The sequence below is a fragment of the Streptomyces sp. NPDC001348 genome (assembly GCF_053597535.1).
This window is the reverse complement of sequence record NZ_JBSFIK010000004.1, coordinates 273,547-293,724: the sequence shown is the minus strand read 5'-3', so window position 1 is coordinate 293,724 and position 20,178 is coordinate 273,547. Positions and strand designations below refer to the sequence as shown.

Annotated in this window: 20 protein-coding genes and 3 tRNA genes; 11 read left to right on the top strand and 12 right to left on the bottom strand. The window is 70.7% G+C overall.

Features of this window, described 5'->3' with window-relative positions; all coding sequences use genetic code 11:
• The first annotated feature begins 288 nt into the window (after window positions 1-288).
• On the top strand, window positions 289-480 hold the full coding sequence (locus ACWC21_RS06545) for a DUF6274 family protein (RefSeq protein WP_450878738.1): 192 nt from the start codon (window positions 289-291) through the stop codon (window positions 478-480).
• A gap of 408 nt (window positions 481-888) precedes the next feature.
• Here the strand turns inward: ACWC21_RS06545 and bldC are convergent, their stop codons facing one another.
• A complete protein-coding gene (gene bldC, locus ACWC21_RS06540; protein ID WP_003949541.1) occupies window positions 889-1,095 on the bottom strand; it encodes a developmental transcriptional regulator BldC in 207 nt (68 codons plus the stop codon).
• Between the two features lie 541 nt (window positions 1,096-1,636).
• Complete coding sequence (locus ACWC21_RS06535) at window positions 1,637-2,497, bottom strand: hypothetical protein (RefSeq protein WP_450878737.1); 861 nt, start codon at window positions 2,495-2,497, stop codon at window positions 1,637-1,639.
• Between the two features lie 288 nt (window positions 2,498-2,785).
• Here ACWC21_RS06535 and ACWC21_RS06530 point away from each other — a divergent pair, with 288 nt between their 5' ends.
• Together ACWC21_RS06530 and ACWC21_RS06525 are read left to right on the top strand one after the other, a co-directional pair.
• Window positions 2,786-3,886, top strand: coding sequence for a Leu/Phe/Val dehydrogenase (locus tag ACWC21_RS06530; protein ID WP_450878735.1), 1,101 nt, complete (start codon window positions 2,786-2,788; stop codon window positions 3,884-3,886).
• A gap of 273 nt (window positions 3,887-4,159) precedes the next feature.
• On the top strand, window positions 4,160-4,411 hold the full coding sequence (locus ACWC21_RS06525) for a DUF3073 domain-containing protein (protein ID WP_153540080.1): 252 nt from the start codon (window positions 4,160-4,162) through the stop codon (window positions 4,409-4,411).
• Window positions 4,412-4,565: 154 nt separating this feature from the next.
• Here ACWC21_RS06525 and purM read toward each other — a convergent pair whose 3' ends face one another.
• The 8 genes from purM to purS all read right to left on the bottom strand — a co-directional run bounded on the left by purM (window position 4,566) and on the right by purS (window position 12,960).
• A complete protein-coding gene (gene purM, locus ACWC21_RS06520) occupies window positions 4,566-5,633 on the bottom strand; it encodes a phosphoribosylformylglycinamidine cyclo-ligase (protein WP_450878732.1) in 1,068 nt (355 codons plus the stop codon).
• A gap of 51 nt (window positions 5,634-5,684) precedes the next feature.
• Window positions 5,685-7,214: an amidophosphoribosyltransferase gene (gene purF, locus ACWC21_RS06515; RefSeq protein WP_450878730.1), complete on the bottom strand. Its 1,530-nt coding sequence runs from the start codon at window positions 7,212-7,214 to the stop codon at window positions 5,685-5,687.
• A 217-nt stretch (window positions 7,215-7,431) separates the two neighbouring features.
• Entirely contained in the window at window positions 7,432-8,229 is a 798-nt protein-coding gene (locus ACWC21_RS06510; RefSeq protein ID WP_450878728.1) for a sterol carrier family protein, read from the bottom strand.
• A 9-nt stretch (window positions 8,230-8,238) separates the two neighbouring features.
• Window positions 8,239-9,075 (bottom strand): M23 family metallopeptidase, encoded by an 837-nt coding sequence (locus ACWC21_RS06505; protein ID WP_450878727.1) that lies wholly within the window; start codon window positions 9,073-9,075, stop codon window positions 8,239-8,241.
• Window positions 9,076-9,105: 30 nt separating this feature from the next.
• Window positions 9,106-9,606, bottom strand: a complete 501-nt coding sequence (locus ACWC21_RS06500) for an ArsR/SmtB family transcription factor (protein ID WP_450878725.1) — start codon at window positions 9,604-9,606, stop codon at window positions 9,106-9,108.
• Window positions 9,607-9,740: 134 nt separating this feature from the next.
• Entirely contained in the window at window positions 9,741-11,999 is a 2,259-nt protein-coding gene (gene purL, locus ACWC21_RS06495; protein ID WP_450878723.1) for a phosphoribosylformylglycinamidine synthase subunit PurL, read from the bottom strand.
• Window positions 11,996-12,700 (bottom strand): phosphoribosylformylglycinamidine synthase subunit PurQ, encoded by a 705-nt coding sequence (purQ, locus tag ACWC21_RS06490; RefSeq protein WP_450878721.1) that lies wholly within the window; start codon window positions 12,698-12,700, stop codon window positions 11,996-11,998. Before purQ ends, purL begins: the two co-directional genes overlap by 4 nt.
• Window positions 12,697-12,960 carry a phosphoribosylformylglycinamidine synthase subunit PurS gene (purS, locus tag ACWC21_RS06485; protein WP_007383088.1) on the bottom strand — a complete coding sequence of 88 codons (264 nt, stop codon included), beginning with the start codon at window positions 12,958-12,960 and terminating at the stop codon, window positions 12,697-12,699. Before purS ends, purQ begins: the two co-directional genes overlap by 4 nt.
• A gap of 342 nt (window positions 12,961-13,302) precedes the next feature.
• Between purS and ACWC21_RS06480 the strand changes: the two genes are divergently transcribed.
• The 8 genes from ACWC21_RS06480 to ACWC21_RS06445 all read left to right on the top strand — a co-directional run bounded on the left by ACWC21_RS06480 (window position 13,303) and on the right by ACWC21_RS06445 (window position 17,838).
• Window positions 13,303-13,620, top strand: a complete 318-nt coding sequence (locus ACWC21_RS06480; RefSeq protein ID WP_388802929.1) for a histone-like nucleoid-structuring protein Lsr2 — start codon at window positions 13,303-13,305, stop codon at window positions 13,618-13,620.
• Between the two features lie 172 nt (window positions 13,621-13,792).
• Window positions 13,793-13,864 (top strand) — tRNA-Gly (locus ACWC21_RS06475).
• A gap of 80 nt (window positions 13,865-13,944) precedes the next feature.
• Window positions 13,945-14,020, top strand: a tRNA-Gly gene (locus ACWC21_RS06470).
• 146 nt (window positions 14,021-14,166) lie between these two features.
• Window positions 14,167-15,099, top strand: a complete 933-nt coding sequence (locus ACWC21_RS06465; protein WP_450878831.1) for an ABC transporter ATP-binding protein — start codon at window positions 14,167-14,169, stop codon at window positions 15,097-15,099.
• The gene (locus ACWC21_RS06460) at window positions 15,096-15,875 is read left to right on the top strand and encodes an ABC transporter permease (protein WP_450878719.1); all 780 of its coding nucleotides are present in this window, start codon (window positions 15,096-15,098) and stop codon (window positions 15,873-15,875) included. The genes ACWC21_RS06465 and ACWC21_RS06460 overlap by 4 nt, the downstream gene beginning before the upstream one ends.
• Window positions 15,876-15,892: 17 nt before the next feature.
• Window positions 15,893-17,128 (top strand): sensor histidine kinase, encoded by a 1,236-nt coding sequence (locus tag ACWC21_RS06455; protein WP_450878829.1) that lies wholly within the window; start codon window positions 15,893-15,895, stop codon window positions 17,126-17,128.
• Window positions 17,125-17,739, top strand: a complete 615-nt coding sequence (locus tag ACWC21_RS06450) for a response regulator (protein WP_388802917.1) — start codon at window positions 17,125-17,127, stop codon at window positions 17,737-17,739. Before ACWC21_RS06455 ends, ACWC21_RS06450 begins: the two co-directional genes overlap by 4 nt.
• A 23-nt stretch (window positions 17,740-17,762) precedes the next feature.
• A tRNA-Gly gene (locus ACWC21_RS06445) sits at window positions 17,763-17,838 on the top strand.
• Between the two features lie 41 nt (window positions 17,839-17,879).
• Here ACWC21_RS06445 and ACWC21_RS06440 read toward each other — a convergent pair.
• Together ACWC21_RS06440 and ACWC21_RS06435 are read right to left on the bottom strand one after the other, a co-directional pair.
• The gene (locus ACWC21_RS06440; protein ID WP_450878717.1) at window positions 17,880-18,779 is read right to left on the bottom strand and encodes a phosphoribosylaminoimidazolesuccinocarboxamide synthase; all 900 of its coding nucleotides are present in this window, start codon (window positions 18,777-18,779) and stop codon (window positions 17,880-17,882) included.
• 89 nt (window positions 18,780-18,868) lie between these two features.
• Window positions 18,869-20,178, bottom strand: a 1,310-nt coding sequence (locus ACWC21_RS06435) for a N,N-dimethylformamidase beta subunit family domain-containing protein (protein WP_450878716.1), incomplete at its 5' end; no start/stop codon positions are given.

Below are 20,178 nucleotides of genomic sequence, written 5' to 3'. Positions count from 1 at the left end.
GGCCGCGCCCGCGGCGGAGCCGCAATCAGTCGTCGCCTGTGCCTTTCGGTCCCGGTCCGTGATCCTCAGCCCGTCCGGCGATTGAGGACGAGGCCGTCCAGGCCGAACCGGCGGCGCCACGCGCGGCACCCCCCAGCAGGCGGCCACACGCGCCCCGCACGGCAAGCGGCACCCACCGGGCCACACGGCCGAACCGGCGGAGCCGCGCGGCGGCCTTGACGGCGTCACATTCCGCCGGTACCCAGAAAACAGGGCCGGGTTCCCCTCGAGCGGCCCCGGAGGTGGTGTATGGCGGCATCGGTCAGGCACGAGACGCGGGCGCTCCTCCGGGCGCATCTGGCGGCTGCCTCGTCCTACGGGCATCTGACCCGCCACTGCCCGATCTGCCACCACCTGCTGAGGCTGGCGCTGGACTCGCCGCCGTGCGGCCCGCTGCCCGCGGACGAGGCCGCCGAGGGCGAGAGCCCCTCCCCAGCCTGACCTCCGACCCGCACGGGCCGGCCGCAACAGGCGTTCCCCCGTGTGACGGGTGTCACCGCATGACTTTTGGAAAGCACGGTACTTACACGCGACCTACAACTGGTCAATTTAATATGTGCAATTGCACCAGACCTGACGGCCGCCCCCGGGCCGATCCGACACGGCTCCCCAGACTCCCACAAGCCCGCCCACGCGGACCCGCGTAGACACCGCCCGGCGCACAAAAAAGATCGCGCTGGACCCGGCGGAGTCCAGCGCGATCGACGACGCACCCTTTGTCGCTTGCCAGTGAGCTCTGTTCGGCTTGGGAGAGGGGCCTGTTGGGGCAGGTCCCGCGTCGTTTGGAGCTAGGGTTCGGGCTTCTCGGCCGGTTGGGGGACCTGCCGCATCGCCCGGTTATTCAGTTGTTCAGGCCTCGCTGCGCTGCTGCGGGATGCCCGCGAGCAGTGCGCGGACCTCGGCTTCGCGGTAGCGGCGGTGCCCGCCGAGCGTACGGATCGACGTGAGCTTGCCGGCCTTCGCCCACCGCGTGACCGTCTTCGGGTCCACACGGAACATGGTGGCGACCTCAGCCGGGGTCAGCAGCGGCTCGGCATCAGGGGTGCGAGCGGTCATGAGCGGCCTCCTCGGGAGAACCGAACCTTCTCGGTTCTTTCCTCTAAATTCTGCACCTTGACCCGCGTTGCCCGAAATGGCGGACGCGAGTCGAGTCGGTTATAGGACGAACGGCTTGTCCTCGGCACTACAACTACACCATCTGTCCAGCCGCGTCGGCCAAACCGATGGAATTGCCCTCCCAGGTGTTCATCAGCGACGGAAGCCGATGGACCATGCCATAGCGGACAGTAACGCCAGTATGACGATCAGTCACACTGGCGATCGGGAGTCACGAGACCCCCCAAAGCGTGCAATGCTGAGATTCCCCCCACAATGAAGCACAAGCGGACGGATGGAGCCCTCCCCGGACTCCTTGTCCTATTTTGGCATGAGGAGGGGCAAGTGACGCAAGGGCCGTGTACGTGCGGTCCATCACCCTTGCGGCACTCTTCCGGACAAAAGCCCAGTTCGGGACCAACATCCCGTCAGGTCACCGAAGTGGCGTTACCGTACGCTGTTCGAGGCGGTTTCGGCCGTGACCTACGTCACTCACGTCCCGTCAGTTCGCGGAACGCCGGTCCCGCACCGACCGCCAGCGCTCCACGAGCCGCCCGTACGCCTCGCCGGCGGCGGCCCCGTCCCCGCGGCGCAGCGCGTCGATCCCCTCGGCCACGTCGGCCGCCGAGTGGTCGCCCTCGAGCTCGCCGGCGGGCAGCACGTGCACCAGGCCGCCGTAGTCCAGCTCCACCAGCGAGCGCGGGTGGAACTCCTCCAGCCAGCGGCCCACGTCCACCAGGCCGTCGACCAGCGGCCCTTCCTCGACGGCGTCCTTCAGCGCGCGCAGCCCCCGGGCCACCCGCCGCCGGGCCTGCACCATGGGCGTGCGGTAGCGCAGCACGGGCGGCTCGGCACCGGCCGCCCCGGGGTCCCCGGCGCCCTTGGCGTACTCGCGCTCCTCGTCGGACACCAGGACGAACCAGTTGAGCGGCACCTGCCAGGTCGCCGTGCGGATCCAGGGGCGGGCGTCGGGATTGCGGGCGCTCCAGCGCTCGTAGTCCCGGCCGGCCTGCTGGCGCACCACCGGGGGCAGCACCGCGTCCAGGACCGCCGGCGGCAGCTCCTCGTCGAGGTCGCCGAGCGCCTGCCAGCCGCGCAGCCGGGTCCGCCACGGGCACACGCAGACCACCCCGTCGACGTCCAGGACGAAGGCGTCACCGCTCTCGTGCACCGGCACCGGAACCGGCGGGGTGGGCAGCAGGTCGGCCAGCGAGCGGCGTAGTTCGTCCTGGTAGGAGGGACGTTCCGGGCGGCGGGCGTACCGTGCCCAGTGGTCGCGCTCGGGCTCGGGGAAGGCGGCCAGCGGCTCGTACACACGCAGGTACGTGGCGTAGGGGACGATCACCGAGGACACCTTGGGCACGCCTGCTCCCTCCCCACCGGATTCGGCTCGAAACCCTTGCGGGGCGGACACCGAATCCGCACGAGCCAGGCTCGGGACGACGGGAAATCTCTGCAAATCGTGCCATGCCGATGCGTGCACGGAAGCTCCCGGAGAGTGATCCTGAACACTGCGCGGATGGCGGCCGGGCACAGGCTCTACGCTCAGCCACAGCTACCCGCCACCCTCCCCCACTGCCACAAGCGTGGGGGGACCACCAGGGAGCTGGTCCCAGGACCACCGCCGCTACTCGCAACAGGAGTCACCACAGTGACCGACGTGACCGGCGCACATGCTGATGTACTGCACACCCTGTTCCACTCGGACCAGGGCGGTCATGAGCAAGTCGTGCTCTGCCAGGACCGCGCCAGCGGACTGAAGGCCGTCATCGCCATCCACTCCACCGCGCTGGGCCCCGCGCTCGGCGGTACCCGCTTCTACCCGTACGCGACCGAGGCGGAGGCCGTCGCCGACGCCCTCAACCTCGCGCGCGGTATGTCGTACAAGAACGCCATGGCCGGTCTCGACCACGGCGGCGGGAAGGCCGTGATCATCGGCGACCCGGAGCGGCACAAGACCGAGGAGCTGCTGCTCGCCTACGGGCGGTTCGTGGCCTCGCTCGGCGGGCGGTACGTCACCGCCTGCGACGTGGGCACCTACGTCGCCGACATGGACGTCGTGGCGCGCGAGTGCCGCTGGACGACGGGCCGCTCCCCGGAGAACGGCGGGGCCGGCGACTCCTCCGTCCTCACCGCGTTCGGCGTCTACCAGGGCATGCGGGCCTCCGCCCAGCACCTGTGGGGCGACCCCTCGCTGCGCGGCCGCAGGGTGGGCGTCGCGGGCGTCGGCAAGGTCGGGCACCACCTGGTGCGGCACCTGCGGGACGAGGGCGCGGAGGTGGTGATCACGGACGTGCGCGCGGAGGCCGTGCGGCGCGTCCTCGACCAGCACGCCGAGGGCGTCAGCGCCGTCGCCGACACCGACGCGCTGATCCGCGTGGAGGGCCTCGACATCTACGCCCCGTGCGCGCTCGGCGGCGCGCTGAACGACGACTCCGTGGCGGTGCTCACCGCCCGGGTGGTGTGCGGCGCCGCCAACAACCAGCTCGCCCACACGGGTGTGGAGAAGGACCTCGCCGACCGCGGGATCCTGTACGCACCGGACTACGTGGTGAACGCCGGCGGGGTCATCCAGGTCGCCGACGAGCTGCACGGCTTCGACTTCGACCGGTGCAGGGCGAAGGCCGCGAAGATCTTCGACACCACGCTGGCCATATTCGCACGTGCGAAGGAGGACGGTATTCCGCCGGCCGCCGCGGCCGACCGGATCGCCGAGCAGCGGATGGCGGAGGGCAGGACTTCGCACGCATGAGCGGTACCCGTCGGCGGGAACTTGGAGAGAACTCTCACTCCCGTCGGCGGGTCGTCCCGGGATAAGTGGTTAAAATCGCCACTGACCAGCGAGGACGGGGCGCCTCGAAGGGGCTGTGCACACGCGCGTGCTGCGGGCGACGTACCGTATGGGCGCGGGCTCAGGTACCGTGGAAGCCCTACGGACCGGCCTCTCCGCGGAGAGTCCGTTCCAGATCATGAACGCGTGTCAGACTCTGGGGCCGTCGAGCCCCGTCACCGAGGGGGTCGAGCCATGGGGCGCGGCCGGGCCAAGGCCAAGCAGACAAAGGTCGCCCGCCAGCTGAAGTACAACAGCGGTGGGACAGATCTGTCGCGTCTGGCCAGTGAACTGGGCGCATCAACTTCGAGCCAGCCGCCGAACGGCGAGCCGTTCGAGGACGATGAGAACGACGAGGACGATCTTTACTCTCGGTACGCCGACCTCTATGAGGACGACGACGAGGATGAGGACGAAGGTCCCTCACAACATCGTCGCGGGGCTTGACCTTGCACTGAGCACTCACCCGGTCGGTGGCACAGCCACCGACCGGGTTCTGTGCTACCCGCAGGTTCAGACCGCGGCGCCGTCGGACTGCATACGTGCGGCGCCGTCAGACTGCATACGTGCGGCGCCGTCAGACTGCATACGTGCGGCGCCGTCAGACTGCATACGTACCGACCAGTTCGGCACCGGTCCCGCGGTCGCCCCGGTCGGTGATCTCGCCTGCCACCCAGGCGTCGACCCCGCGATCGGCCAGGGTCGCCAGGGCCACGTCCACGGACTCCTGCGGCACGATCGCCATCATGCCGACGCCCATGTTCAGGGTCTTCTCCAGCTCCAGCCGCTCGACGTCGCCGGTCCTGCCCACGAGGTCGAAGATCGCGCCCGGGGTCCAGGTGGAGCGGTCGACCCTCGCGTGCAGTGTGTCCGGGATCACCCGGGCCAGGTTGGCGGCCAGCCCGCCGCCGGTGATGTGGCTGAAGGCGTGCACGTCGGTGGTGCGGGTGAGGGCCAGACAGTCCAGCGAGTAGATCTTCGTGGGCTCCAGCAGTTCCTCGCCCAGGGTGCGGCCGAGGTCCTCGATCCGCGCGTCGAGCGAGAGGCCCGCGGTGTTCAGCAGGACGTGGCGGACCAGGGAGTACCCGTTCGAGTGAAGCCCGGAGGAAGCCATGGCGATCACCGCGTCCCCCTCGCGGATACGGTCCGCGCCGAGGAGCCGGTCGGCCTCCACGACGCCCGTACCGGCGCCGGCGACGTCGAAGTCGTCCGCGCCCAGCAGACCCGGGTGCTCGGCCGTCTCGCCGCCCACCAGGGCGCAGCCGGCCAGGACGCAGCCCTCCGCGATGCCCTTGACGATGGCGGCGACCCGCTCGGGGTGGACCTTGCCGACGCAGATGTAGTCGGTCATGAACAGGGGCTCGGCACCGCACACCACGATGTCGTCCATGACCATGGCGACCAGGTCGTGGCCGATGGTGTCGTACACGCCGAGCTGCCGGGCGATGTCGACCTTGGTGCCGACGCCGTCCGTGGCGGAGGCGAGGAGGGGACGCTCGTAGCGCTTGAGGGCGGAGGCGTCGAAGAGCCCGGCGAAACCGCCGAGGCCGCCGAGGACCTCGGGGCGCTGCGTCTTCTTCACCCACTCCTTCATCAGCTCGACGGCGCGGTCGCCCGCCTCGATGTCGACGCCCGCGGCTGCGTAGCTGGCACCAGTTGTCTCAGACATGGCTAGTGAGAACCTTCGTGTCGTACGGCAGGTGTGACGGGGACGGGCCGTCTACGGACGGCGGATGGCGTCGGTCGCGGCCGTGGCCGCCGGACCGGCCGCGAGCTCGGTCTCCAGCAGCTGCTTGCCGAGCAGCTCGGGGTCCGGGAGCTCCATCGGGTACTCGCCGTCGAAGCAGGCGCGGCACAGGTTCGGCTTGGCGATGGTGGTCGCATCGATCATGCCGTCGATGGAGATGTAGGCCAGGGAGTCGGCGCCCAGGGAGGTGCCGATCTCGTCGATGGTCATACCGTTGGCGATGAGCTCGGCGCGGGTGGCGAAGTCGATGCCGAAGAAGCAGGGCCACTTCACGGGCGGCGAGGAGATCCGGATGTGGACCTCGGCCGCGCCCGCCTCGCGGAGCATGCGCACCAGGGCGCGCTGGGTGTTGCCGCGGACGATCGAGTCGTCGACGACGACCAGGCGCTTGCCCTTGATGACTTCCTTCAGCGGGTTCAGCTTCAGCCGGATGCCGAGCTGGCGGATGGTCTGCGAGGGCTGGATGAAGGTCCGGCCGACGTAGGCGTTCTTCACCAGGCCCGCGCCGAACGGGATGCCGCTGGCCTCCGCGTAGCCGATCGCCGCGGGCGTACCGGACTCCGGGGTCGCTATGACGAGGTCGGCCTCGACGGGGGCTTCCTTCGCCAGTCGGCGCCCCATCTCGACGCGGGAGAGGTAGACGTTCCGGCCGGCGATGTCGGTGTCGGGGCGGGCCAGGTACACGTACTCGAAGACACAGCCCTTGGGCTTCGCTTCCGCGAACCGGGAGCTGCGCAGGCCGTTCTCGTCGATGGCGACGAACTCGCCGGGTTCGATCTCCCGCACGAAGCTCGCACCGGTGATGTCGAGGGCGGCGCTCTCGGAGGCGACGACCCAGCCGCGCTCGAGGCGGCCGAGGACCAGCGGGCGGATGCCCTGCGGGTCGCGGGCGGCGTAGAGGGTGTGCTCGTCCATGAAGACGAGGGAGAAGGCGCCGCGCACCTTCGGCAGGACCGCGTGGGCGGCCTCCTCGATGGTCAGCGGCTTGCCGTCGTCGTCGACCTGGGCCGCGAGGAGCGCGGTGAGCAGGTCGGTGTCGTTGGTGGCCGCGACCCGCGTGGAGCGCCCGTTGGTGTCCTTGGGCAGGTCGGCGACCATCTCGGCGAGCTGCGCCGTGTTCACCAGGTTGCCGTTGTGGCCGAGCGCGATGGAACCGTGCGCGGTGGCCCGGAACGTCGGCTGGGCGTTCTCCCACACGGAGGCGCCGGTGGTCGAGTAGCGGGCGTGTCCGACCGCGATGTGACCCTGGAGCGAACCGAGCGAGGTCTCGTCGAAGACCTGGGAGACCAGGCCCATGTCCTTGAAGACGAGGATCTGGGAGCCGTTGCTGACCGCGATTCCCGCGGATTCCTGACCCCGGTGCTGGAGGGCGTAGAGCCCGAAGTACGTGAGCTTTGCGACCTCTTCGCCCGGAGCCCAGACACCGAAGACGCCGCAAGCGTCCTGGGGGCCCTTCTCGCCGGGAAGCAGATCGTGATTGAGTCGACCGTCACCACGTGGCACGTTCCCGAGTGTAGGCGAGGTCGACCACTGGTCCGAATTGGGGACAGTGGCCGGTAAGTGATCAAGCACTGGTGATCGTCTCGCCGATTTCTTCGTTTCCGCAGCTCAGCGCGGTATGCCCAGGTGCCGTCCGGTCACCGGGGGGCCGTGGGAGGGCTGCTGCGGCTCCCTTTGCCCCCATGCGTGAGTGAGGTGTCGCACATCATTCGGGTGCCCGTCACGCCATCAGCGGCAGCACGCCCTCCAGGTCCGCCCGCTCCCCGCTGGCGCTGACCTCGGCCCGCGCCAGGGCGTCCGCCCAGGCCAGCCGCCCGGTGGCGAGCCTGATCCAGGTCAGCGGGTCGGTCTCGACCACGTTGGGCGGGGTGCCGCGGGTGTGCCGGGGCCCCTCGACGCACTGCACGACGGCGTACGGCGGGATCCGCACCTCGGTGGAGCCGCCGGGCGCCTTCACCGCGAGCGCGTCGGCGAGGAGCCGGGTGGCGGCGGCGAGGGCCTGACGCTCGTACGGCACTTCCAGGCCGGGCACCGCGGCGTTGAGGTCGTCGGTGTGGACGACGAGCTCGACGGCGCGGGTGACCAGGTAGTCGGCGAGGGGCAGGACGCCCGCGTTGGTCTGCAGCCGGCGGGTCCCGGGGTGGGTGTCGAGCTGCTCGACGAGGTGCCGCTCGATGCCGGCGAGGTAGGTGTCGAGGTCGGGGTGCTGTTCGGCGAGCCGCCGGGTGAACTCGTCGATGGCCGTGGCGTTGGCGGAGGTCGCGAACGGCCATTCGACGAGGGCGGCGTCCTGCTTCTCCGGCTCGGGCAGGGCGAGGGACCGCTCGACGGCCGTGAGCGCCATCCCGATGTGCGCGACCAGCTCCCGTACGGTCCACCCGCCGAGCCGGGTGGGGAGGGCGAGTTGCCCGGGCGTGAGCCCGCGGACGGCTTCCCGTACATGGGCGAGCTGGCCGAGGACGGCCGTGCGGGTCCTGCCGGGGTCGTAGGTGCGGGGGCGTTTCCTGGCCGGGGGCATGACGGCAGCCTATGCGGGCTGTGACGCGGCCGTGGGCACCTCGAAGATCTCGCGGTTGCGGGGGACGCCGATGCCGTGCCAGGTGAAGGGGACGCCGCGGGCGGTGTCCGGGTCGGGGCCGTCCATCAGCTGGAAGTGCAGGTGCGGCTCGGTCGAGTTGCCCGAGTTCCCGCAGCGGGCGAGGGTCTGTCCGGCGCGTACCCGCTCGCCCTCCCGGACGGCGAGGGAGCCGCGCCGGACGTGCGCGTACATCGCGTAGGTGCCGTCGCCGAGATCCAGCACGACATGGTTGCCGACGATCCGTCCGACGCCGAAGAGGCTGCGCACAAACTCTTCCAGGAACGCGAGGTACAGCAGTGCGGGCAGCGACGTGCGGCTGAGGTGGTCGCGCTGGTCGTCGGACGCCCGTACGACGGTGGCGTCGGCCACCGCGAGCAGCGGGGCGCCGAAGGCGGGGAAGGCGCTGTTCCGGCGGGCGAGCGGCCACAGCATGCGGAAGCACGGGCGGGCGCCCGGCTCGGGCTCGGCGACGATGTCGATGGCGAACGTCTGGCCGTAGGCGTGCGTCCCGTGGCTCGGCGTGCGGTCGGCCGGGCTGTTCAGCGCGGACCAGCGGCCCGTCACGGGCGGAGAGACCTCGACGGGTTCGCGGGCCACGCGCGGGCTGTCCGGGGCACCGCCCCACCGCCGACGGCCCACGACGAGGACGGCTTGGGCGAGGACGATCGGTCCGAAGTTCCACCACCACGGGTACGCGAGGTCCAGTAACGCGTCGGCGATCACGAGGCCGAGGAAGACGAGCTGCAGAAGTCGGTAGACGATGCCGGTCAGCTTGCGTGCGGTCACGGTTCCCCCTCTTGGTCGGCGCCGGCCAGCTCAGGACCGGGCCGCGGACAGTGCGACGAGCAGCGGCACCACCCGCCCCGCCGGTACCGCGTAGCGGCCGCGTGCGGTCGTGTGCAGCCAGCCGGCGGCGGAGAGCTGGCGCAGGTGGTGGTAGATCTGGCCGGTCGTGCCGACCTCGTCCAGCTCGGCGAGCTCGGCCGCGGTGCGCCGGCCGCCGAGGATCTCGCGGAGCAGCCGCAGCCGTACCGGGTGACCGAGGGCGGCGAGCGGCTCGGCGACCCGGGACCAGTCGTCGTCCAGAAGCTCATCGGTGAGTGCGCCGTGCTGCCAGTCGTAGCGCTCCCCGGTCGGCAGCCGTACGGCCCCCGTGAACAGGACGCCTCCGTCGGCCGCCCCGAGCTCGGCCAGCTGCTCCTTCAGCCCGTTCAGGGCCCAGAAGTCGCTCGCGTCCAGCTGCGGGGCGGCGCGTTGCGCGTCCTCCAGCGCCGCCAGCCTGCGTTCGAGGTCGGCGACGCGTTGTTCGAGTTCCACGGATACGATATTACGGAACTACGTAATGACGTGCAAGAGGGTGTTCGGGGCCGCGCGCACAACGACGAAGCCCCCGCCCGGTGACCCCGGGCGGGGGCTTCGAAGAAGCGGAACTTCGCGGAACTCGGCGGGACTCAGGCCAGCAGCGCCGGAATCGTGCCCTCGTGGGCGGTGCGCAGCTCCTCCAGAGTGAGCGTGAACTCGCCCTGGAGCTCGACCGTGTCACCGTCCACGACACCGATGCGGGTCGCCGGCAGGCCCCGCGCGCCGCACATGTCGTTGAAGCGGACCTCCTCCGAGCGCGGCACGGCGACGATCGCACGGCCCGCGGACTCGGAGAGGAGGAAGGTGAAGGCGTCCAGACCGTCGGGGACGATCAGACGGGCGCCCTTGCCGCCGAGCAGCGCCGACTCCACGACCGCCTGGATCAGACCGCCGTCGGACAGGTCGTGCGCGGAGTCGATCATGCCGTCGCGGGAGGCGGAGATCAGGATCTCGGCGAGCAGCCGCTCGCGCTCCAGGTCGACCTTCGGGGGCAGGCCGCCGAGGTGGTCGTGGATCACCTGCGACCAGGCCGAGCCGCCGAACTCCTCACGGGTGTCGCCGAGGAGGTAGAGCAGCTGGCCCTCCTCCTGGAAGGCGACCGGCGTACGGCGGGCGACGTCGTCGATCACGCCGAGGACCGCGACCACCGGCGTCGGGTGGATGGCCGCCTCGCCCGTCTGGTTGTAGAGCGAGACGTTGCCGCCGGTCACCGGGGTGCCGAGCTGCTGGCAGCCGTCCGCGAGACCGCGTACCGCCTCGGCGAACTGCCACATGACCGCCGGGTCCTCGGGCGAGCCGAAGTTCAGGCAGTCGGAGACCGCGAGGGGCTTGGCGCCGGTGGTGGCGACGTTGCGGTAGGCCTCGGCGAGGGCGAGCTGCGCGCCCGTGTACGGGTCGAGCTTGGCGTACCGGCCGTTGCCGTCGGTGGCGATCGCGACGCCGAGGCCGGTCTCCTCGTCGACACGGATCATGCCGGAGTCCTCGGGCTGGGCGAGGACGGTGTTGCCCTGCACGAAGTGGTCGTACTGCGAGGTGATCCACTTCTTGGAGGCCTGGTTGGGGGAGCCGACCAGCTTCAGGACCTGGTCCTTCAGCTCCGCGCCCGTCGCCGGCCGGGGCAGCTTGTTCGCGTCGTCGGCCTGCAGCTCGTCCTGCCAGGACGGGCGGGCGTAGGGGCGCTCGTAGACCGGGCCCTCGTGCGCGACCGTGCGCGGGTCGACGTCGACGATCTTGCCGCCGTGCCAGTAGATCTCCAGGCGGTCGCCGTCGGTCACCTCGCCGATGACGGTGGCGATGACGTCCCACTTCTCGCAGATCTCCAGGAACCGGTCGACCTTCTCCGGCTCCACGACCGCGCACATGCGCTCCTGCGACTCGCTCATGAGGATCTCCTCGGGCGAGAGCGTGGAGTCGCGCAGCGGTACGTCGTCCAGGGTGACGCGCATGCCGCCGGAGCCGTTGGAGGCCAGCTCGGACGTGGCGCAGGACAGGCCGGCCGCGCCGAGGTCCTGGATGCCGACGACCAGCTTCTCCCTGAAGGCCTCCAGGGTGCACTCGATGAGGAGCTTCTCCTGGAAGGGGTCGCCGACCTGGACCGCCGGGCGCTTGCTCGGCTTCGCGTCGTCGAAGGTCTCGGAGGCCAGGATCGAGGCGCCGCCGATGCCGTCGCCGCCGGTCCGGGCCCCGTACAGGATGACCTTGTTGCCGGCGCCCGACGCCTTCGCGAGGTGGATGTCCTCGTGCCGCATCACACCGATGGCACCGGCGTTCACCAGCGGGTTGCCCTGGTAGCAGGCGTCGAAGACGACCTCGCCGCCGATGTTGGGCAGACCCAGGCAGTTGCCGTAGCCGCCGATGCCCGCGACGACACCGGGGAGCACCCGCTTGGTGTCCGGGTGGTCGGCCGCGCCGAAGCGCAGCGGGTCGACCACGGCGACCGGGCGGGCGCCCATCGCGATGATGTCGCGGACGATGCCGCCGACACCGGTGGCCGCGCCCTGGTAGGGCTCGACGTAGGAGGGGTGGTTGTGCGACTCCACCTTGAAGGTGACCGCGTAGCCCTGGCCCACGTCGACGACACCGGCGTTCTCACCGATGCCGACGAGGAGGGCGTCCGACTGGGGGGCCTTCTCGCCGAACTGGCGCAGGTGCACCTTGGAGGACTTGTACGAGCAGTGCTCCGACCACATGACCGAGTACATGGCGAGCTCGGCGCCGGTCGGGCGGCGGCCGAGGATCTCCACCACCCGCTCGTACTCGTCCTTCTTCAGGCCGAGTTCGGCCCAGGGCAGCTCGACGTCGGGGGTCGCGGCCGCGTGCTCGACCGTGTCCAGAGGCGTCCGGCTCATGCGTTGACCAGCTTCTTGAGGATCGAGGTGAAGAAGGGGAGGCCGTCGGTACGACCGGTACCGATCAGCGGCTCGACGGCGTGCTCGGGGTGCGGCATCAGGCCGACGACGTTCCCGGCCTCGTTGGTGATGCCGGCGATGTCCCGCAGCGACCCGTTGGGGTTGCCGTATCCATCAGCGGCTTCGCCGCGGACGAGGTACCGGAAGGCGACCCGGCCCTCCGCCTCCAGCTTGTCGAGCGTGTACTCGTCGGCGACGTACCGGCCGTCCATGTTCTTCAGCGGGATGTGGATCTCCTGGCCGGCGCGGTAGTCGCTGGTCCAGGAGGTCTCCGCGTTCTCCACCCGCAGCTTCTGGTCGCGGCAGATGAAGTGCAGGTGGTCGTTGCCGAGCATCGCGCCGGGCAGCAGATGGGCCTCGGTGAGGATCTGGAAGCCGTTGCAGATGCCGAGGACCGGCAGACCGGCCCTCGCCTGTTCGACGATCGGCTCCATCACCGGGGAGAAGCGGGCGATGGCGCCGGCGCGCAGATAGTCGCCGTAGGAGAACCCTCCGCACAGCACCACGGCGTCGACCTGCTTGAGGTCCTTGTCCTTGTGCCACAGCGCGACCGGTTCCGCCCCCGCGAGGCGGATCGCCCGCTGGGTGTCCCGGTCGTCCAGGCTGCCCGGGAAAGTGACGACGCCAATACGAGCGGTCACTTCGCGGCCTCCGCGACTTCCTCCACCTTGACGGTGAAGTCCTCGATCACGGTGTTGGCGAGGAAGGATTCGGCAAGATCGTGAATGCGGGCGAGCGCGGCCTCGTCGACCGGCCCGTCAACTTCCAGTTCGAATCGCTTTCCCTGACGTACGTCGGAGATGCCGTCGAAACCCAGGCGCGGCAGTGCGCGCTGCACCGCCTGGCCCTGGGGGTCGAGGATCTCCGGCTTGAGCATGACGTCGACTACGACGCGTGCCACTGGCACTCCCGGTGTGTGGTGCTGAGCAGGTTCCTTCAGACTACCCGCACAAAATTTCTACGCGGGTAGAGTTGTAGGAACCTACGTGAGTGGCATCACGGTCCGGTGTCGGACGGGGTACACCGCGAAAAATTCTGGGAAAGTTACCGGATCGTCCGCCGAACCGTATTGCGCCCGGACACGCGGACGGATTTAGTCGGACTTCACTTTCCATTGCCGGGCACTGTACAAATGAATTAGCAATAGCCGATACTTTGCCCAATAACAGGCGGACAGTCGACATCTTCCGGACGTCTCGGCACGTCCTCACCGGAGCGGTGTCGCACGAAGGGACCGATATTCGTGGCGCAGAAGGTCGTGGTCACTCTCTTTGACGACATCGACGGCTCGGAAGCGGCGGAAACGATCGCCTTCGGACTCGACGGCAAGTCGTACGAGATCGACCTGAACCAGGTCAATGCCAAGAAACTGCGTAAGGCCCTCGAGCCCTACGTGACGGCCGGCCGCAAGCGGTCGAGGTCGGGCAAGGCGTACCGGCAGACGGAGGTCGCACCCGACCCCGCCGCGGTCCGCGCCTGGGCCCAGGCGAACAAGATGGACGTGCCCGCGCGCGGACGCATCCCCAAGAAGGTCTACGAGGCGTTCAGCGCGGCACAGTGAGCCGCCCGCGAGGGGTGAGCCCTCAGGGTCCGTCAGCGGGCCCTGGGGGCAGCCGCGTTGGGTGCCGGGTGCCCCCAGGGGGAACCGACTTGCGCAACCCCCCTGTTGTTCAGCTAATGTCTGGAGCACGCCGAAGGGCGAGGCCGAAAGGCCCGAGCCCGACGGACTACATGCGGGTGTAGTTCAGTAGCAGAACATCCCCCTTCCAGGGGGAAGGCGCAGTGTGCAATTCCTGTCACCCGCTCTGCACCGCCGGTCCTGATCAGCTTGTGGATCAGGTAGGCTGGTGCTCGCACCGATCGGTGGGAGCCGGTCGGGAGCAGTGCGGACGTAGCTCAGTTGGTAGAGCGCAACCTTGCCAAGGTTGAGGTCGCGAGTTCGAGCCTCGTCGTCCGCTCCAGTGAAGCCCCGGTCATCATGGCCGGGGTTTTTTGATGCCCCGGCCGCGAACGTCCGCCTGACATTTGTCATGCCGAGTGATGACACCGCGCACTGCAGCCCGGCCCCGGCCGCCGGAACGCTGGAGCCATGGACCAGACAGACCGCATGGACAACGACGGACACGAGCATGTGATCGAGGTCACCGACCTGCGACGTGTCTACGGGGGCGGGTTCGAGGCGGTACGCGGAATCAGTTTCTCCGTGGCCCGCGGAGAGGTCTTCGCACTGCTCGGCACCAACGGCGCGGGCAAGACGTCGACGGTCGAGCTGCTGGAGGGGCTCGCGCCACCGGCCGGGGGCCGGGTGCGCGTCCTCGGCCACGACCCCTACCGGGAACGGGCGGCCGTACGGCCCCGCACCGGCGTGATGCTCCAGGAGGGCGGCTTCCCCTCCGAGCTGACCGTCGCCGAGACCGCGCGGATGTGGGCGGGGTGCACCAGCGGGGCCCGGCCCGAACCCGAGGCACTGGGCCTGGTGGGGCTCGCCGGGAAGGCCGGGGTGCGGGTGAAGCAGCTGTCCGGGGGTGAGCGGCGCCGGCTGGACCTCGCGCTCGCCCTGCTCGGGGAGCCCGAGGTGCTGTTCCTGGACGAGCCGACGACCGGACTCGACGTCGAAGGGCGCCGGGAGACCTGGGAGTTGGTGCGGGCCCTCAGCGACAGCGGCACCACCGTGCTGCTGACCACGCACTACCTGGAGGAGGCCGAGGGCCTCGCCGACCGGCTCGCGATCCTGCACGAGGGACGCATCGCGGCCGCCGGCACACCGGCCGAGGTGACCGCCGACCGCCCTGCGCGGATCTCCTTCCGGCTCCCCGCGGGCTACTTCCTCGGAGACCTGCCGCCGCTCGCCCAACTGGGGGTGTGCGGACACGAGGTGGCCGGCCGGGACGTGCGGCTGCGCACCCGGGAGCTGCAGCGCACGGCGACCGCGCTGCTGCTGTGGGCCGAACGGACCGGGGTGGAACTGCGCCGGCTGGACGTGCGGTCGGCCTCGCTGGAGGAGGCGTTCCTGGGGATCGCGCGGGAGGTCGCCGTATGAGCACCCTGGCCCTGACCGCCACCGCACGGCGACTGCGTGCCCTCGCCCGGGCCGAGCTCACCCTCCTGGGCCGCAACCGCGGGGCGGTGACCACCGCCCTGCTCATGCCGCTCGCGCTGCCGTTGTGCGTTCGGCCGGCGATCGGCCAGATGGACCTCAGGGCAGTGGGACTGACCGTCGGCACGGTGACGCTGACCGCCGCGGTCGGCTTCTCCTTCCTCTTCGCCGTGTACACCTCCCTGGTCAGTGCCTTTGTCGCCCGCCGCGAGGAGCTGGTCCTCAAACGGCTGCGTACCGGCGAACTCGACGACGTCGAGATCCTCACCGGCACCGCCCTGCCCGCGGTCGGCGTGGGCCTCGCCCAGTCGATGCTGATGGCCGCGGCCTGCACGGCCTTGCTCAACACCGGGGCGCCCAAGGCCCCGTACCTGACCGTCCTGGGGTTGCTGCTGGGCCTGGTGCTGTCCGCCGCGCTCGCGGCTGTCACCGCCTCCTTCACCAGGACCGCCGAAAGCGCCCAGGTCACCGCACTGCCGCTGGTACTCGTCTCCATGATGGGCTCCGGCATGGCGGTCCCGACGGAGACCATGCCCGACCGGCTCGCCTCCGTCTGCGAATTCCTCCCGCTCTCCCCCGCCATCCGGCTGGTCCGCGCCGGCTGGACCGGCGAGCTGAGCGCGTACGAGGTACTGGGCGCCCTGGCCACCGCGCTGGCCTGGACCGTCGTGGCGGTGTTTGCTGTAGGGCGGTGGTTCCGCTGGGAACCGCGGAAGTGACCTACGGGGGGTGGGACATGGGGGACACGGGCAGGCCCACCGGCTGGTGGCGGCGCAAGAGCACGCCGGAGAAGGTCGAGACCTACACCCGCTGGTCGTTCCACCTCTTCGGCGTGATCGAGGTCGCGGCGATCGGGCTGCCGGTGTTCGGGCAGGTGCGCGCGGGCATGGCGGCCTGGCTGATGGCCATGGTCACCATCCACGCGGTGACCGGCTGCGTGACCGCCTCCCAGGCGCTGGACTGGACCCGCGGCCGACGCGGTCGGCCGGTACGGCTGTTGTGGGTACTCGCCACCCTCACCTACGTGCTCGCGAGCGTCGCTCTCGGACTGAGGAAGTACGGGCCCGGGGGACCGGGCATGGACACCGCCGCCAGCACGGTCTTCGCGGGCGTCCTCACCTTCGGCGCGGGCACCCTGGCGCTGGGCGTGCGCAGGCGGCGGCGCGTGTTCGCGACCGTGCTCGGAGCCGTGTTCGGCGCGAGCGCGACGTCGTTCCCGTTCGTTGCGCCCTTGGCCGAAGTGCTGGTCATGACGTTCGTGGTACTCATCGGCGCCGGATCCCTCGCCACCACCTGCCTCTTCTCCGTCTGGCTGCTGAACGCCGTCTACGAACTCGACGCCGCCCGCGAGACCAGGGCCCGGCTCGCCGTCGCCGAGGAGCGGCTGCGGTTCGGGCGGGACCTGCACGACGTCCTGGGCCGGAACCTGTCCGTCATCTCGCTGAAGAGCGAGCTGGCCGTGCAGCTGGCCCGGCGGGGCCGGCCGGAGGCGGTGGAGCAGATGATCGAGGTGCAGCGCATCGCCCAGGAGTCGCAGCGGGAGGTGCGGGACGTGGTACGGGGCTACCGCGAGGCCGACCTCGGAATCGAACTCGCCGGTGCCAAGGGGGTGTTGACGGCGGCCGGGATCGACTGCGAGATCACCGGGGACAGCGACGGGCTGCCCGCCGAGGTGCAGTCGGCGCTCGGCTGGGTGGTGCGGGAGGCGACGACCAACGTGCTGCGGCACGGGGACGCCGGGCGGTGTGCCGTGGAACTGAGTGTGTCGGAGGGGCAGGTGATGCTGAAGGTCGAGAACGACGGGGTCGCCGGGTCGGACCGTACCGGCGGAGGCGGCGGCTCGGGGCTCGCCGGGCTGCGGGAGCGCCTCGCGGCGGTCGGCGGGACGCTCCAGGCCGGAGCCGCCGGGAAGGACGGGTTCCGGCTGGTGGCGGAAGTGCCCCTGGCCGCCCTGCCCGGAGTCACCTCATGAGCGCTCCGGTAAGGCTGCTGCTGGCCGACGACGAGCACCTCATCCGGGGTGCGCTGGCCGCGCTGCTGTCCCTCGAGGACGACCTCCTCGTGGTGGCGGAGGCGGCGAGCGGGCCGGAGGCGCTGGCGATGGCGCGGGCCCACGCACCCGACGTGGCGGTCCTGGATCTGCAGATGCCGGGCGCCGACGGTGTGAAGGTCGCCACAGCCCTGCGTACCGAGCTGCCCGGCTGCCGGGTACTGATCGTCACCGGTCACGGGCGTCCCGGCCATCTGAAACGGGCCCTCGCGGCGGGTGTGCGCGGGTTCGTCCCGAAGACGGTCAGCGCGCAGCGGCTCGCGGAGATCATCCGTACCGTGCACGGCGGAAACCGCTACGTCGACCCGGAGTTGGCCGCGGACGCGATCTCCGCGGGGGACTCGCCGCTGACCGCGCGGGAGGCGGAGGTGCTGGAGCTCGCCGCCGACGGGGCGCCGGTCGCGGAGATCGCCGAGCGGGCCGCGCTGTCCCCGGGGACCGTGCGGAACTACCTCTCCTCGGCCGCGACGAAGCTCGGGGCGGAGAACCGGCACACGGCGGTGCGTCTCGCGCGGGAGCGAGGTTGGGTATAGTTGCTCTCGCGCCACGGCGCAACGCGGACGTAGCTCAGTTGGTAGAGCGCAACCTTGCCAAGGTTGAGGTCGCGAGTTCGAGCCTCGTCGTCCGCTCCAGTGAGAAGGCCCCCGGTTCCCACCGGGGGCCTTGTCCGTTCCTACGCCCAGCGGACGCCGGTCAGCCGCTCGTACGCCTCCACGTACTTCCCCCGGGTCGCCTCCACCACCTGCTGCGGCAGCGCGGGCGGAGGCTGCTCGCTCGCCCGGTCCCAGCCGGACTCGGCGGAGGTCAGCCAGTCGCGGACGAACTGCTTGTCGTACGACGGCTGCGCACGGCCCGGCTGCCACTGGTCGGCGGGCCAGAACCGGGAGGAGTCCGGGGTGAGGACCTCGTCGGCGAGGACGAGCGTGTCGCCGTCGAAGCCGAACTCGAACTTCGTGTCGGCCAGGATGATCCCGCGGTCCCGGGCGATGTCACGGCCGCGGGCGTACACGGCGAGGGTGGCCTGGCGCAGCCGGGCGGCGGTGTCGGCGCCGACCTGGCGGGCGACCTCCTCGTAGGAGACGTTCTCGTCGTGCTCGCCGACCGCGGCCTTGGTGGCCGGGGTGAAGATCGGGGCGGGCAGCTCGGAACCGTCGACGAGGCCTTCGGGGAGGGCGAGGCCGCACACCGTACGGGACTCCCGGTACTCGGCCAGGCCGGAGCCGGTGAGGTAGCCGCGGGCCACGCACTCGACCGGGACCATGCTCAGCGACCTGCACACCAGGGTGCGGCCCTGCCACTCGGCGGGGGCGCCGGCCGGCAGCGCGGTGCTCAGCACATGACCGGGGACCAGGTCGGCGAGCTGGTCGAACCACCACAGGGAGAGCTGGGTGAGGATGCGCCCCTTGTCCGGGATCTCGGTGGGCAGGACCCAGTCGTAGGCGGACATGCGGTCGCTGGCGACCATCACGAGGTCACCGGCCTCGTTCTGGTACAGGTCGCGCACCTTGCCGGTGTGCAGGTGCACCAGGCCCGGAACCTGGATCGGCTCGGGCTTCTCTACGAATCCGGACACGGTTCCTCCCCGTGGTTTGGTCCAGACTCGATTGTCCCGTATCGGACACGGGCCGGGGACGGCGGGTCGGTCGCGCTCTCGGACGGCGGTCAGTCACGTTTGCAGATACGGTCCAGCAGATTGGCGGTGGCCCGCTGGATGCGGGGGTCGACGTGGCCGGGACGGTCCAGGGCCGGGGACCAGGCGAAGGTGCCCGAGGCGAACACCAGGGCGCCGGAGGTGGCGCGGTACAGGGACGTCTCCTGGTGGCGCAGGACGCCGTCGCCGTCGGTGTACGGGGAGTGGGCGAGCAGGATGCGCTCCTCGTGCTCGGGCAGCGGGGTGCGCGGGAAGTACCGGTCGGCCTCGCCGGCGACCATGCCCTCGATCTCCTCGCCCTCCTGCGCCCCCGTCGCCTCCCACAGCCAGTGGTCGGCGTTGCGCACGACCAGGGGGTGCGGCTCGGGGACCCGGCCCGCGTACTGGATGCCGACCAGCTGCTGCTCGGGGCGGTCGATCTCCCGCCAGAGCACGGGCCTGCCCGGGCCCTTGCGTTTGCGGCAGGTCAGCAGGCGGTCGGGGACGCCGGAGGGGGACGGGCCCAGCTCGACCTGCCAGTACATGGTGTTGGCGGAGAGGAAGACCAGCGACGTGCCGTTCTCCCGGGCCAGCTCCACCGTGCGGCGCATCTGCGTCGACCAGTACTCGTCGTGGCCGGGGAAGACCAGGCCCCGGTAGCGGGTCGGGTCGACCCGGCCGGCGTGCAGGTCGCGGGCGTCGGCGTAGGCGATGTCGTAGCCGTAGCGCTCGGCCCAGCGGATGAAGTCGTAGGCGTGACCGACGTGCAGGGGCAGTCCCGCGCCCGCGTACGGGCGGTCGAAGGACACCGTGGTCGCCGCGTCGGCCTCGCCCAGCAGGCGCCCCTTCTCGTCCCAGGCGTGGTAGAGGCTGGCGCCGGTGTGGCCGTCCTCCGGATACAGGTTGTAGGCCTGCCAGGTGATGTCCGGCAGCAGCAGGAGCAGGTCCGCCGGATGGTTGTCCCGGACGGTGAACGGCACGTGGGAGCGGTAGCCGTCGGCCGTGGTGAGCACCGCGACGTACGCGCCGATGCTCCAGTACGACGGGATCTGCAGTCGCCAGGAGAGCCACCAGTGGTGACAGGAGACCGTGCGGTCGGCGGTCAGCGGCGGGGGCTGGACGATGCCGGACAGCCGGGGGCTCGTGGTGATCTTGGCGGCGCCGTCGCCGCCGTAGTGGCCGATGCGGTAGATGTCGACGCCGAACTGCTGGGGCGGGTCCACGGTGACGTGGAAATCGAGGGCCTCGCCGGGCGCGACCGCGCCGGCGGAGGTGAAGCCCTTGATCTGGCGGTGCACGTCGTCGGCGGAGCGAGGACCGCCGCCGGAGGCCCGGGGGGCTC

Bases quoted from the DNA above. Each gene is read 5' to 3' on its own strand.
- ACWC21_RS06545 (WP_450878738.1), top strand. From the start codon at position 289: ATGGCGGCATCGGTCAGGCACGAGACGCGGGCGCTCCTCCGGGCGCAT.
- bldC (WP_003949541.1), bottom strand. From the start codon at position 1,095: ATGACCGCTCGCACCCCTGATGCCGAGCCGCTGCTGACCCCGGCTGAG.
- ACWC21_RS06525 (WP_153540080.1), top strand. From the start codon at position 4,160: ATGGGGCGCGGCCGGGCCAAGGCCAAGCAGACAAAGGTCGCCCGCCAG.
- purM (WP_450878732.1), bottom strand. From the start codon at position 5,633: ATGTCTGAGACAACTGGTGCCAGCTACGCAGCCGCGGGCGTCGACATC.
- ACWC21_RS06510 (WP_450878728.1), bottom strand. From the start codon at position 8,229: ATGCCCCCGGCCAGGAAACGCCCCCGCACCTACGACCCCGGCAGGACC.
- purL (WP_450878723.1), bottom strand. From the start codon at position 11,999: ATGAGCCGGACGCCTCTGGACACGGTCGAGCACGCGGCCGCGACCCCC.
- ACWC21_RS06465 (WP_450878831.1), top strand. From the start codon at position 14,167: ATGGACAACGACGGACACGAGCATGTGATCGAGGTCACCGACCTGCGA.
- ACWC21_RS06460 (WP_450878719.1), top strand. From the start codon at position 15,096: ATGAGCACCCTGGCCCTGACCGCCACCGCACGGCGACTGCGTGCCCTC.
- ACWC21_RS06455 (WP_450878829.1), top strand. From the start codon at position 15,893: ATGGGGGACACGGGCAGGCCCACCGGCTGGTGGCGGCGCAAGAGCACG.
- ACWC21_RS06450 (WP_388802917.1), top strand. From the start codon at position 17,125: ATGAGCGCTCCGGTAAGGCTGCTGCTGGCCGACGACGAGCACCTCATC.